13 protein-coding genes are annotated in these 12,906 nt (G+C 50.6%); 4 read left to right on the forward strand and 9 right to left on the reverse strand.

Annotated elements, in window-relative coordinates; all coding sequences use genetic code 11:
- Positions 1-18: 18 nt before the first annotated feature.
- The 5 genes from SIC45_RS14765 to SIC45_RS14785 all read right to left on the reverse strand — a co-directional run bounded on the left by SIC45_RS14765 (position 19) and on the right by SIC45_RS14785 (position 5,296).
- A complete protein-coding gene (locus tag SIC45_RS14765) occupies positions 19-816 on the reverse strand; it encodes a sulfite exporter TauE/SafE family protein (RefSeq protein WP_298786542.1) in 798 nt (265 codons plus the stop codon).
- Positions 817-914: 98 nt separating this feature from the next.
- Positions 915-1,484 (reverse strand): DJ-1/PfpI family protein, encoded by a 570-nt coding sequence (locus tag SIC45_RS14770; protein ID WP_298786544.1) that lies wholly within the window; start codon positions 1,482-1,484, stop codon positions 915-917.
- A 90-nt stretch (positions 1,485-1,574) separates the two neighbouring features.
- Positions 1,575-2,576: a LacI family DNA-binding transcriptional regulator gene (locus SIC45_RS14775; protein ID WP_319632741.1), complete on the reverse strand. Its 1,002-nt coding sequence runs from the start codon at positions 2,574-2,576 to the stop codon at positions 1,575-1,577.
- Positions 2,577-2,591: 15 nt separating this feature from the next.
- Positions 2,592-4,100, reverse strand: coding sequence for a UDP-glucose--hexose-1-phosphate uridylyltransferase (locus tag SIC45_RS14780; protein ID WP_319632742.1), 1,509 nt, complete (start codon positions 4,098-4,100; stop codon positions 2,592-2,594).
- A 17-nt stretch (positions 4,101-4,117) separates the two neighbouring features.
- Positions 4,118-5,296, reverse strand: a complete 1,179-nt coding sequence (locus tag SIC45_RS14785) for a galactokinase (protein WP_319632743.1) — start codon at positions 5,294-5,296, stop codon at positions 4,118-4,120.
- Positions 5,297-5,438: 142 nt separating this feature from the next.
- Here SIC45_RS14785 and SIC45_RS14790 point away from each other — a divergent pair, with 142 nt between their 5' ends.
- Positions 5,439-6,476 (forward strand): potassium channel family protein, encoded by a 1,038-nt coding sequence (locus SIC45_RS14790; protein ID WP_319632744.1) that lies wholly within the window; start codon positions 5,439-5,441, stop codon positions 6,474-6,476.
- 99 nt (positions 6,477-6,575) lie between these two features.
- Positions 6,576-7,541, forward strand: coding sequence for a Gfo/Idh/MocA family oxidoreductase (locus SIC45_RS14795; protein ID WP_319632745.1), 966 nt, complete (start codon positions 6,576-6,578; stop codon positions 7,539-7,541).
- Positions 7,542-7,602: 61 nt separating this feature from the next.
- Here the strand turns inward: SIC45_RS14795 and yidA are convergent, their stop codons facing one another.
- Together yidA and SIC45_RS14805 are read right to left on the reverse strand one after the other, a co-directional pair.
- Positions 7,603-8,418 carry a sugar-phosphatase gene (gene yidA, locus SIC45_RS14800; RefSeq protein WP_319632746.1) on the reverse strand — a complete coding sequence of 272 codons (816 nt, stop codon included), beginning with the start codon at positions 8,416-8,418 and terminating at the stop codon, positions 7,603-7,605.
- 19 nt (positions 8,419-8,437) lie between these two features.
- Positions 8,438-8,749, reverse strand: a complete 312-nt coding sequence (locus SIC45_RS14805; RefSeq protein ID WP_298786556.1) for a hypothetical protein — start codon at positions 8,747-8,749, stop codon at positions 8,438-8,440.
- A gap of 190 nt (positions 8,750-8,939) precedes the next feature.
- On the opposite strand from SIC45_RS14805, the gene SIC45_RS14810 reads away from it, so the two are divergent.
- Together SIC45_RS14810 and SIC45_RS14815 are read left to right on the forward strand one after the other, a co-directional pair.
- Positions 8,940-9,959: an NAD(P)-dependent alcohol dehydrogenase gene (locus SIC45_RS14810; protein WP_319632747.1), complete on the forward strand. Its 1,020-nt coding sequence runs from the start codon at positions 8,940-8,942 to the stop codon at positions 9,957-9,959.
- A gap of 80 nt (positions 9,960-10,039) precedes the next feature.
- The gene (locus tag SIC45_RS14815; RefSeq protein WP_319632748.1) at positions 10,040-11,269 is read left to right on the forward strand and encodes an NADH:flavin oxidoreductase/NADH oxidase family protein; all 1,230 of its coding nucleotides are present in this window, start codon (positions 10,040-10,042) and stop codon (positions 11,267-11,269) included.
- Between the two features lie 11 nt (positions 11,270-11,280).
- Here SIC45_RS14815 and SIC45_RS14820 read toward each other — a convergent pair whose 3' ends face one another.
- Together SIC45_RS14820 and SIC45_RS14825 are read right to left on the reverse strand one after the other, a co-directional pair.
- Positions 11,281-12,072, reverse strand: a complete 792-nt coding sequence (locus SIC45_RS14820; RefSeq protein ID WP_319632749.1) for an SDR family oxidoreductase — start codon at positions 12,070-12,072, stop codon at positions 11,281-11,283.
- A 35-nt stretch (positions 12,073-12,107) separates the two neighbouring features.
- Entirely contained in the window at positions 12,108-12,806 is a 699-nt protein-coding gene (locus tag SIC45_RS14825) for a TVP38/TMEM64 family protein (protein WP_319632750.1), read from the reverse strand.
- Positions 12,807-12,906: the final 100 nt, after the last annotated feature.

Genomic DNA, 12,906 nt, shown 5'->3' on the forward strand with positions numbered 1-12,906 from the left:
CGAGAGCCGGGATTATTTTTATGAGCTTCCGAAAATCAGTCTTAATGAAACGATGACGAGGCTGATGGCCAGCACACGCAGAATAATAGCTCCCGGCAGCTTCGCCGCAAGCGCAGAACCAATCTGGCCGCCTACTACAGCCCCAATCGCGAGCCAGAGCACGCTATCCCACTGAACGTGGCCGAACCAGGCATGCGCCGCCGTTCCGACCGCAGCCGACAGCACCATCAAAAACATCGAGGTCGCCGTCGCAATATGGGGCGGGAAAGCAAGCAGCATCACCATGGTCGGCACCATGACAGAGCCTCCCCCAACACCAAACGACGTTGAAATAACGCCGACAGCCAGCGCAATCGACAGGCCAATCCACCGATTGTATGAGTACTCATATGTATGGCCGGTAAGATCTGTAAATGTCCGCCTGGTGGTCGGTCTGCCGGCACTTTGCTGTTTGTTTTTCGGCCGGAACAAAAGGAACAGGGCCATGCAGAATAAAAAGATGCCAAAGGCGGTATAAAATGTATCCGTATCAAAAAACTGGGTCAGCCACGCGCCAAAGACTGCACCCGGCATCATGGCAAGCGCAAAATAGATGCCGCTTTTATAATCAATCCGTTTTTGCTTCGAATACGTCCACGTGCTTGAAATAGCGGTAAACAAAAGAACAGCCATCGAGGTTCCTGCAATATCCGAGGCTGGCATCGGAAAAAAAAGCGCGAGGATCGGCACAATAATAAACGCCCCGCCGAGGCCGACCAGCGAACCGCACGCAGCGGCAAAGATGCCTGTAAGCAGCAGTAAAACAGCTTCTGTCATTTCCAGTCCTCTTTTCTTCTATGTAATCCATCACCATTTTAGCATGAACAGCTATTAAAAAAAGCCGGCCTGAACAGCCGGCCGGCTCGAACCCCGTCCTACGTTGTTACCGGGGCATCGTTCACCTGTTTCACGAACTCCCGCATAATGGCAGGCAGATCCGGCCATGCGTGCCCGGAAACCAGGTTTTTGTCCACATAATCCATTTCATTGATATATTCTGCGCCCATGCTCTCCACTTCCGGCTTGCAGGCCTGGTAAGCGGTCATTTTTCTTCCCTTTGCCACCTCTGCGATCGGGGTCAGCACGAGACTTCCGTGGCACATAATCGCAATCGGCTTATCCTTTTCAAAGAAATGCTTCACGATTTCAAGCAGGTCATTGTTCATCCGGATGTGCTCGGGTGCTCTTCCTCCCGGAATAATCAGCGCATCGTAATCAGAAGCATTTACGCCTTCAAAAGCGACATTCGCTTCAATGCCATACCCCGGCTTCTCCGTATACGTTTCCCAGTCCTCAAAGTCGTGAATTACCGTATGCAGCTTTTTGACACTGGCTGCTGCAAGATCCACATGAAATCCTTCCTCCATGCACCGAAAATACGGGTAATACACCTCCAGCGCTTCCACGGCATCACCGGCCACGATCAATACTCTTTTCGCACTCATCGTACACGCTCCTTTTCTGATTGATGGAAAGCTTACTTATATTTTATACCCCTTTTGAGGCAATAGAAATATGTTTTCTGCATAAAAAATTTAAGCCCTGCCGCAGCTTTCTCTTTTCTTCAGTTCAGTCGCCACAAGCACCGTTTTGGGAACCGTTCTCCGGCCATCAAGCCGCTCAAGCAGAAGATCCACTGCCGTTTCCCCCATCACCTCTGTGTAAACCTTCACCGACGTAAGCGGCGGATAAACAAATTTCGCCACACTGACGTCATTGACACTCGCTACACTCATATCGTCCGGCACTTTGATCTGCGCTTCATGAAGCGCACGCAGACATCCGACGGCCATCGTGTCATTTGCCACAAACAATGCTGTCGGTCTCGTTTCTTCGGCCTCAGCGGCCAATTCATTCTTTGTTAATTCGTAGCCGTCCTGAACAGTAAACCGGCCCGTTCGCATCCACGGGGAAGCGTCATCGTTTTTTTCAGCCATCAGCCGGCGGAAGGTCTCTTCCCGCGCATCCGCAATCGTCGTTGTTTCTGACAGGTAGGACTCCCTCCCGCCAAGATAGCCGATACGTGTATGGCCAAGCTCCCAGAGATACGAAAGGACTTTTTCCGTCACACGCTGAAAGTCGGCAATAACAGAGTCAAAGGTCTCTCCATCCGGACTGGAATCCACAAAGACGAGCTGCGTGCTCACATGCTGCAGACGCTCCGCCTGTGCCGGGCTGAATTTGCCTACGGCAATGACCGGCTGGCTTTCGGCATTCTCCTGCTCGAGAAACTCCTCGAGCAGCAGGCGCCGGACCCGGATGCCCAGCTCATCGCAGCGCTTTTCAATACCCAGGCGGATCGACAGATAATACAGGTCCTCGAGCTCTTCCTGTTCGGTATACCAGTAAACGATGGTAATCGCCTGCACAGCCTGCTTGCGTTTTGCATGCTTTGTATAGTTCAGCGCTTCGGCAGTCTGAAAAATGCGCTGCTTTGTGCTTTCCGCTACCGACAGCGTGTCGTCATAGTTCAGTACCCGGGAGACGGTCGCTATTGACACGCCGGCTTCTTTTGCGATGTCCTTTATCGTTGCCATATCATCAGCTTCCTTTTATTTTTCTTTGAGCCCGAGGGGCAACGAGTCCAAAAACCGGCGGAATCCGCGGTGTCCGGCGGCGTCCTGCTTGAACACACCCGCATGATGTAAAACCTCCATAAATTTTTTGCCCACAGCCTGTTCGACTTCCTGCCGCGCTTCAGCCTTCGGCTTTCCCTGAAGCTTACTGCGCAACTCTTCAGCCCACTCCTCGTGCTGGGCGGGGACCTTCTCTTCAAGCCCGGCGGCAAATTCAGTGATCTGATCGAGTTCACCGAGCAGCCTTGCCGGAAGAACCGCCAGTCCCATGACTTCAATCAGCCCAATGTTTTCTTTTTTGATATGATGCACTTCCTCGTGGGGATGAAACAGGCCGTACGGGTGCTCCTCTGTCTTCCGGTTGTTGCGCAGCACTATATCCATTTCCCAGCTCCTCCCGTTTTTCCGTGCAATCGGTGTTACCGTGTTGTGCGGTTCTCCGCCGGAGTAAGCTTCGATCTCAAGCTCCGTATCGGTATAATTCTGCCACGTTTTCCGGACCGATTCTGCAGCCTCAATAACGCTTGTCTGCTCCTCTGAGCGAATCCTCAGAACGCTCATCGGCCAGTGAACAATTTCCACAGTTAAACCCGGATAATCCGGCACGTCAAAAACGGTTTCCGGCTCTGCCTTTTCCAGGGCAAAGGTATACCTTCCCCCCTGGTAGTGATCATGGGACAAAATGGACCCGCCCACCACCGGAAGATCGGCATTGGAGCCCATGAAATAATGCGGAAACTGTTCTACAAATCCAAGCAGCCGGATAAAGGTTTCCCGGTTGATTTTCATATCCCGGTGGTATTCGCTGAGAAGAATGGAATGCTCCGGGTAATATATATACGGAGAGTACTGCAGATACCAGGTTTCCCCTTCAAGCTCTGTCCGGATTAACCGGTGATTCGACCGGGCCGGATGGCCGATACGCCCTGGATAGCCTTCATTTTCTTTACACAGGACGCATTTCGGGTACGACACCGTGGTACTCTTCTGCTTTTGCGCTTCAATATCACGCGGATCTTTTTCCGGCTTGGATAAATTAATCGTAATATCGATCGTCCCATAGGAAGACGTGTACGGGAAATGAATGTTTTTAGCCACCCGGTCCATCTGAATGTAATTGGAGGACCGGCTCAGCCAATAAAAATAATCGGTTGCTTCAACCGGATCCCGGCGGTATTTTTCCTCAAAGGTCCGCTGGATGTCAGAAGGCCGGGGAAGGAAAATATTCATAAGGTCTGCCTTAGCCTGCTCCCGCTTGTCGAGCAGATCCTCCAAGATCCCTGTCTCCACCATATAGGAAGTAAGCTGCCCGAGCAGTTCCTCAAACGGCTTTGATTCGACAGCTGCATTTTCGTCCATCGCTTCGAGATGAAGCTCCCGCAGCAGCTGATTGCGTGCATACATCTTATCCTCTGCATGAATTAATTTATTTTCTTCTGCCCAGTCGACGAGCGACATGAGGACTGTATCCACCTGCATGGCCATAGCACCTCTCCTTTCCTTTACTTTTGCCCTGCCCGTGCCAGCTCCCGGGCTCCCCCGCCGGCGGTAGCTTTGTAGAATGAAGGCTTGAAGCCTGTCGCTTTTTCATAAACTGCTGCAACACTCTTCTCTGCCTCCTCCGCCTGTTCATGCTCCACAAAAGCAATCGCGCAGCCGCCAAAGCCCGCTCCAGTCATTCGGGCGCCAATCACGCCGGGCTGCTTTTGGGCGGTTTCGGCCAGCGTGTCGAGCTCAAGGCCGGTCACCTCATAATTTTCCTTTAACGACCGGTGTGACTCATTAAGCAGCCGGCCAAACGCTTCATAATTTTCCGCTTCCAGCATTTTTGCTGCCTGCTTTGTCCGGTCGTGCTCGTAAATCACGTGCCGGGCTCTTTTCCGGACCGTTTCATTATTAATCTCCCCGCTGAGGTCGTTCCATTCCTCCACCGATAGCTCACAAAGGCTCCTAATGTCCCGGTGCTGCTGCATTTCTGCCAAAGCTTCTTCACATTCGGCCCGGCGCTCATTATATGCTGAGCCGGCGAGCTCCCGGGATTTGTTTGTGTTCATAATCAATATGGTATATTTTTCTGTTGGAAGCGGTGCGTATTCATATTCAAGCGTTCCACAGTCAAGCAGCATGGCGTGTCCGTCTTTGCCAAATCCAATCGCAAACTGGTCCATGATACCGGTCTGAACGCCAATGTATTCGTTTTCCACCCGCTGGGCATACCGGACAAGGGTTTTAATGGAAAGCCCCCACTCTTCCCATTCGTTTAGCAGCACAGCTGTCGCCAGTTCAATCGAAGCTGATGAGGATAAGCCGGCCCCGTTTGGGATATTGCCGGAAAAATAAATATCATAGCCGGTTTCGCATTGATAGCCTTCTGCTGCCAGAATAGCAAATACCCCCTTCGGATAGTTCGCCCAATCATGCTCCTGCCGGAACGACAGATCATCCAGTGACAGCGTTATCATTCCTTCGTTTAAAAAATTACCGCTCACAAATCGCAGCTGCCGGTCGCTTCGCCCTCCCGCTGCTGCATACGTCCCGTTTGTAATCGCGCACGGAAAAACAAATCCACCGTTATAATCTGTATGTTCACCAATGACGTTAATACGGCCGGGGGCGAAAAACAGTCGTTCCGCCTGCCGGGAAAACTGTTGTTCAAACTCCTTCATTACCACTGCATCCATGGCACAGCCTCCTTCACTCTTTTCATCAGTATAGTGGAAAACCAGACATAAATAAAGTTTTTACTAAAATTTTTACCTTGAAATTTTGGATTTTTAACGCTTTAAGATGGGTAATAGTACTTTAGCAGGAAGGGGGCGCGGGATGTTTTTTAATAAGCTGTTTGAACGTCTGGTTAATGTGAATACAGCCGTTATTTTTATGATTACTGCCCTGGTGATCGGAGGGAGCTCCTTTGCCATTTACTACATAGAGCCTGAGGAATTCGGCAGCCCCTTCAACGGCTTCTGGTGGGTGATGACTTCTGTAACTACTGTCGGCTTCGGCGATTACGTGCCGGATACCGTACCCGGGAAACTGTACGGCATTTTTCTTTATTTAGTCGGCATCGGCCTGATTTCGATTGTGATCAGTAAAATTATTGATTTTATATATGTGTATAACCGCCGAAAGGAGCGGGGAAAATTGGAGTATAACGGAAAAGATCATATTGTAATTGCGGACTGGAGCAAGCACGCGAAAATTGCGATTCAGGAAATTTTAAATACAGAAAAAAATATTGAGATTGTGCTTATTGACCAGTATGAAGAAACCCCCTACCACCACGACCGCCTGTTTTACGTTCGCGGCAACCCGGTCGACAAAGAGGTACTGGAGCAGGCAAATATCAGTGAAGCCCGGGCGGTATTTATTTTCCCTAATGAAATTACCATCAACGGTGAATATATCCATGACCCTTCTTACATCGACGGCAAATCATTATTAATTGCCACCAGCATCCAGCGACACTTTAAAGACATTTACACCATCGTAGAGGTCAAAGAACGAAATAATATTCACAACTTTACCCATGTGGAGGTGGATGAATTCATCGTCAGCTCAGAAATGATTTCACAGCTTGCCGTCCGTTCCGCCTTCAGCCGCGGCACCTCAAGGATTGTGTCCCAGCTTTTGTCGAAGAGGCACGGGGAGGATTTGTATGAAATACCTAAGCGCCCCTCCTGGGGGACGTACCGCGAAGCTTATATGGATCTGCTTGAAGAAGGAGCCACTCTCGTATCAGACCACGATGATTTAAACATCAATCATAAGCTCGACGAACGTATTCCGGAGGATGCGCAGCTTTTCGTCATATGCCAGGAGGATACGTATCATAAAATCAAACAGAAGCAGGCAAAATAACATTCTCCTGTCCTGTTCAAATTGGAAATTATCCCCTTATAATTCGCCGGCTGGGGTATAATAGCCGGGTAAGCTACTAAATGAAAAGGTGTGACGCATATGAGCTTTAACTGGGGCATTATCGGCACCGGCAATATCGCCGGAAAATTTGCTGAAGCATTAAATGATGAGCACGGCGGAATTCATTCCGTCTGCTCCCGCGCGATGGATAAAGCCGAAAGCTTTGCACGTGATTTTAACGCCGGGCATCCGTTTGACTCGCTGGACAAATTCCTCGAAGACGAAGCACTTGATATCGTCTATATCGCGACTCCCCATACGAATCACTATGACATTGCCAGGCAGTGTCTCGAAAGCGGGAAGCATGTGTTCTGTGAAAAGGCTATTACCGTTAACAAGCAGCAGCTCGATGAACTGACGGCGCTTGCCTCAGACCGGGACCTGGTGCTGCTTGAAGCAGTGACGCTGTATTATCATCCGCTTCACCGAATGCTGCAGCAAAAAATCGCGGACGGGGTAATCGGCAGCGTGCGCTCTATTAACGTCACATTCGGTACTGTTAAAGAGTATGACACCACCAACCGCTTCTTTAACCCGGACCTTGCCGGGGGCGCGATGCTTGATATTGGCGTCTATGCCCTGTCGTTTGCCCGTTTTTTCCTTCAGGAGCAGCCGCAGGATGTAACAACCATTGGAGAAATGGCCGAAAGCGGTGTCGACGACCAGTCGGGCATCGTTTTAAAAAACAGCCGTGGCCAGATGGCGACAGTCCAGCTTTCCTTCAGCTCCAAACTTCCTAAAAAAGGGATTATTGCCGGCGATAAAGGATCAATTACGGTCGACAACTTCCCCCGCGCCGATGAAGCACTCATCGAATACACTAACGGAGAAACCGAGCGCGTTGCCGAGGGCGAGACGGCAAAGGCTCTGCATTATGAAATCCGGGAAATGGAAAGGTGCGTTTCCAGCCGGGACTATGCCTCTCTTTTGCAATACTCTTCTGATGTGATGGCACTGATGGACGAATCCCGGCGGCAGTGGAATTTCCGCTATCCGTTCGAATAACCCGGATTTCCCGGGAAATAAAAGTAAAGCCTTTATTCCGGACGGAATAAAGGCTTTTTGCTTAACGGGATTGCAGCAGTACGTTATTGATTGCCTCTGCCACTCCGTTTTCATTGTTTGTGGATGTAATAATATCAGCTGCTGCCTTGATTTCCGGAATGGCATTTCCCATCGCCACCCCGCACCCCGCTGCCTCTATCATAGATAAATCGTTGCCGTTATCCCCAATGCACATCACTTCCTCCCGGACGATGCCGAGCCGTGCCGCCAGATCCATCACTGCGCTGCCCTTGCTTGCTTTTGGATGAAGAAATTCCAAAAAATGCGGCGTACTGCGCATGATTTCATTTCTGGCTTTAATTTTCTCCGGCAGTAAAAGCTCTGTCCGGTCAATGTCTTCTTTATCGCCGACAAACATCACCTTCGCAAGTGCCACAGAGCGCCCGACCTCTTCAAGCGTACGCACGCGCAAAGGGATATTATTCAGGTAAGCGTCGAGTACCGTATATTTATCAATATCTCTTTGCGGAGTATAAATATACTTTTCACTAAAGTACTGCATCGCTATGGGCAGCTCCCGGCTCAGATACTCAAGCTCCCTAACATCCTCGTACAGCATATCGAGCTGGCTGACGACCCGGCTGGTGAATGTCTCCTGGACAAGCGCACCGTTAAATACAGCAATATAGTCCCCCTCCTCCCGAAGGGACAGCTGATCAACATAACGCTGGACCCCTGGGAGCGGCCGACCGGTGCACAGTACGATTTTGATGCCGGCTGCTTTTGCTTCCCGGACCGCGCGAATCACCTCCGGCGTCAGGGCATGCTGGTCATTCAGCATCGTTCCATCCATGTCTATGGCTATTAGTTTGTACATACCAATCCTCCTGCTGTAATTAAATATGTCCTGCCGGCCCCCACAGGAAATGCTCCTCCATATAGGCGAGCAGTTCTTTTTTCCTGTGCTGAAGGGCTCTGCATATCTGCTGGCCCACCGGCACCTGCAGCACCTTTTTCCCGCACTGGCTGCATACATCTTTTTCAGCAAATGTATGAAGAACATTTAACGGAAATAATGGCTTCCCGTCTGCTATTAAAAATTGAAAGCGCTGGCCGTGGATCGAAAATAAAATGGTATATCCCTGGAATTCTGCTGCTTTGTGCACAATCACATTTTCCACTTCGGTCATCTCTGTGTTTTTCCGCACGACGGACCTCCTTTTTAGCAGGATCTGACTTCTTCTTTATTAAACGTAATAACATTCCTGTTTTTCACAGAAAAATATCCGGTCATGCTTTCAGTATAACTTTTTGCTTAAAATCCCGCCCGTCTCTTTTAAAAAATCGCTCCCCAGGGAATGAACAGTAAGGAGTCCAGACATTTAAGGAGGCTATACAATGGCACCAGCACAAAATCGGGCTTTTCGGCTTCGTGAGCCGAGAAGCATAGAAAATTTAGAAATGACCGAAGAATCTATGCCGCAGGTGCAGCGGGGAGAGGTGCTTGTCCGCGTGAAAGCCACTTCCTTAAACTACCGGGACCTCGCTATGATCGAAGGCGGTTATCCGGGGGAGCTGCGGGAAAATCTCGTGCAGCTGTCAGACGGCGCCGGGGAAATTGTTGAAGCAGGCGAAGATGTACGCCGCTTCCGTGTCGGAGACCGGGTTGCCGGCAACTTCACCCGGGAATGGTTCGGCGGCAAGCGTCCTTCCTATATGCAGCCGTATGGCACGCACAGCGACGGGTGGCTGACGGATTATAAAGTAATCAATCCGGAGGAGCTTGTTCGTCTGCCTGACCATCTTACGTACGAGCAGGGAGCAACGCTTCCATGCGCGGCGGTAACTGCCTGGAACGCTCTGCACGGTCCTTCTCCGGCCGGCCCGGGAGACACGGTGCTGACGCTTGGCACAGGGGGCGTTTCCGTTTTCGCCGTGCAGCTCGCTAAAATTCTCGGCCTTCGCGTTATCTCCACTACTTCGAGCAGCTGGAAAGAGGACAAGCTGCAGGAGCTCGGATCTAACGACATCATCAACTACAATGATACACCGGAGTGGGGAAAACGGGCGGAAGAGCTTTCTAACGGCGGCGTAAACCGTGTCGTTGAAGTGGTCGGTCCTGCTTCGTTTCATCAATCGATTCAAGCAGTCGCCCCCGGCGAGGAGGTAGCTTTAATCGGCGTGCTCACAAGAACCGGGGACAAAATCGATTACTACGATCTCTTCGGAAAAGCTTCCACAAGAACGATTGGTGTCGGCAGCCGGGATATGTTCGAATCCATGAACCGCGCCATCGCTGCCCACCAGCTGACACCGGTGATCGACACGGTCTATCCATTTGAACAGGCCCAGGAGGCTTACCGCCACCTGAAAAGCCAAAACTTCTTCGGCAAAATTGTTATTTCCCACGGCCAGTAATAAAACAAGCGGAGCGCTTCTGTTACGCGCTCCGCTTCATTTTTTTCTTCATCCATCCGGAGAGTAAGGAGAGGATCACGTTGACAGACATCACTACCGCTTCCCCGTTTACATTACATAATAAAAATGTAACATTTAAAAACCGCTTCGTTAAATCAGCCATGAGCGAAGGACTCGCCACAAAGGCTCATATGCCGGACGTTGACATCTTCCGGCTTTACCATACCTGGGCCAAAGGAGGCGCGGGGTTACTCATTACCGGGAACGTGATGATCAACCAGCAGGCGCTTGGGGAGCCGGGCAATGTCGTGCTTGAAAGCGAAAAGCAGCTTGGCCTGTTCCAAGCCTGGGCCCGTGCCGGCACACATAATGACACCCATTTATGGATGCAGATCAATCATCCGGGCAAGCAGGTGCCAAAAGGCGTTGCACGTGAAGTCGTCGCCCCCTCTGCTGTACCTTTTGAATCAGGGCTCCAGCGCTTCTTTCCCAGCGCCCGGGCGCTAACCCATCCAGAAATAGAAAAGATCATCCGGCAGTTTGCCCATACCGCATCCCTGGCCAGGTGCGCCGGCTTTACCGGCGTCCAGATTCACGCCGCCCACGGCTATTTAATCAGCCAGTTTCTCTCCCCCCGTCATAATCAGCGCACCGATGAATGGGGTGGCTCGATTAAAAACCGCTTCCGCTTTTTACGTGAAATTTTTTACGCTGTCCGCGAAGCCGCAGGGCCGGAATTTCCTGTTGGAGTAAAAATTAACAGCGCAGATTTTATGAAAGCCGGCTTCTCCGAGGAAGAATCCCAATATGTAATTAAAGAGCTCGAACGCCTTGGAGCCGATATGATTGAAATTTCCGGGGGCACTTACGAACGCCCGGAATTATTCGGAAAAAATGCTTCTGCTTCTACGCTTCAGCGTGAAGCTTATTTCCTGGAATATGCTGAAAGCCTGAAGCAGACTACAGAAGTACCGGTGATTTTAACCGGAGGCTTCCGGACCCGCCCGGCGATGGACAGCGCGCTCCAGTCAGGGGCAGCCGATTTCATTGGTCTGGCAAGACCAATGGCTGTATACCCGGACTACCCGGCCAGGCTTCTTTCAAAGGCCCCGGTTCCCCGGACTGAACCTGCCAAAACCGGTCTTCCGCTTATTGACAATCTGGGGGTTATGGAGCTTGCATGGTACAACCACCAGCTCGTCCGGCTGAGCAAAGGCCGGAAAGCTGCGCCCGGTTTTCCGGCTGTTTTCTCTTTAGGGCTTCTTCTGATGAAAAATGGCCTAAACATTATCCGGCAGCGAAGAGGATAAACTTTTTCGCTTTACAGAGCCTTTATCAGGCCGCCATCCACGAGCAGTGTCTGGCCGGTCACATAGGTGTTGGCAAAGGAGCCGTAAAAAACGACCTGAGCCGCAAACTCCTCCGGCTGCCCATAGCGTCCAAGCGGGATCGCTGCTTCTGATTCACTGCGCACCTCCTCAGCGCTCTTATTTATTTGTTCAGCCTTTCTTCCATCGAGCTCTGTTACCCGGTCTGTCGCTATTTTTCCGGGCCCAATGGAATTAATGAGAATACCGTGCGGAGCAAGCTCCTGGGACAGACCTTTGGCAAGGCCCATCAAGCCGGCCCGGAATGTATTCGATAAAATCAAATTATCCAGCGTCTGCTTCATCGAAGAAGACGTAATATTAACAATCCGGCCGCCCCCGCTCTGCTTCATTGAAGGCAGTACTGCACGTATGGCACGAACAAAGCTCATCAGGTTTAAGTCAAACGCCTTCTGCCAGTCCCCGTCATCGAAATCATCAAACGTGCCGGCAGGAGGACCACCGGCGTTATTAACGAGCACATCGACCGGACCGAACGCTTCCACGGTATATTCAACAAGCGCCTTTACCTCCACTTCTTTCGTAATATCGCACACATAATAGCTCACCCGGCCGCGGCCGCTCAAAGACAAAAGCTCTTTTTCCGCCTCTCTAAGGCTCTCCTCCGAGCGGCCCGTAATCACGATGTCAGCACCTTCCTTTGCAAATGCGGCGGCCGATGCTTTTCCAAGCCCCCGGCTTGACGCCAGTACAAGCACTGTTTTTCCTGCAAGCTTCAAATCCATGCTTTGCTCTCCTTTCTTCTGCGAACCGGGTGTATTTATACCGGCGGCTGCATCTGTTTTGTTTCTTCTATTAGCTCTTCGGTATCAAATTCGTCCTCAATTTTTCGTTTAAGTACGTAGCCGAGCACAGCTATCATCAGCGCTACCGACCCCAGAATAATCATTTTCACTGGTTCGAAGGAAAGAATACTCGAGCCAAAAAAGCCAAGCAGAATGGCTCTTGGTATGGTTCCGAGCAGAGTTGCACCCAGGTACTGCCGCCAGCCTACGTCCATCCGGGCGCTGAGGGACGTTAATAAATCGTAATGAAGCACCGGAATGAGCCGGAGCATTAATAAAAATTTGAAGCCGTGCTCCTCAAGCTCTTCCTTGATTTTGTCCAGCTCCTCCATATTTTTCTTATCTAAATTTAAATCTCCCGCCTTGCGTCTTTTTGTAAAAAAAGAAACAGAAGCGCCGAGAACGGCTCCAAGAAAAATAAGGAGGGCGCCCAGCCAGTGTCCAAACAAAAAACCGGCAGCTATGGCGACCACGGGCAATGGAATCAGCAAATACGGCCGGATCGCAAATAACAGCAGCAGAACAATCGGTCCTAAAAATCCGATGCTTTCCATCCATCCTTTCACATCCTCGGGGTTGAGGTGCAGGTAAAAGCGGGAAAGCATCAGAATCAGGAACGCGGCACTTACCGTAATTGTCAGCCGTAGAGCATAGTGTTTTAATTTTGCTTTCATCGAGCCTTCCTCCTTATTATCTATCTTTATTATAACGGAGAAGCGGGATCATACACCTTATTTCCAAAAAAATTATACTTGTAAACATGGTCTATTTTTA

The sequence above is a fragment of the Marinococcus sp. PL1-022 genome, assembly GCF_033845285.1.
In the GTDB taxonomy this organism is placed as follows: Bacteria; Bacillota; Bacilli; order Bacillales; family Marinococcaceae; genus Marinococcus.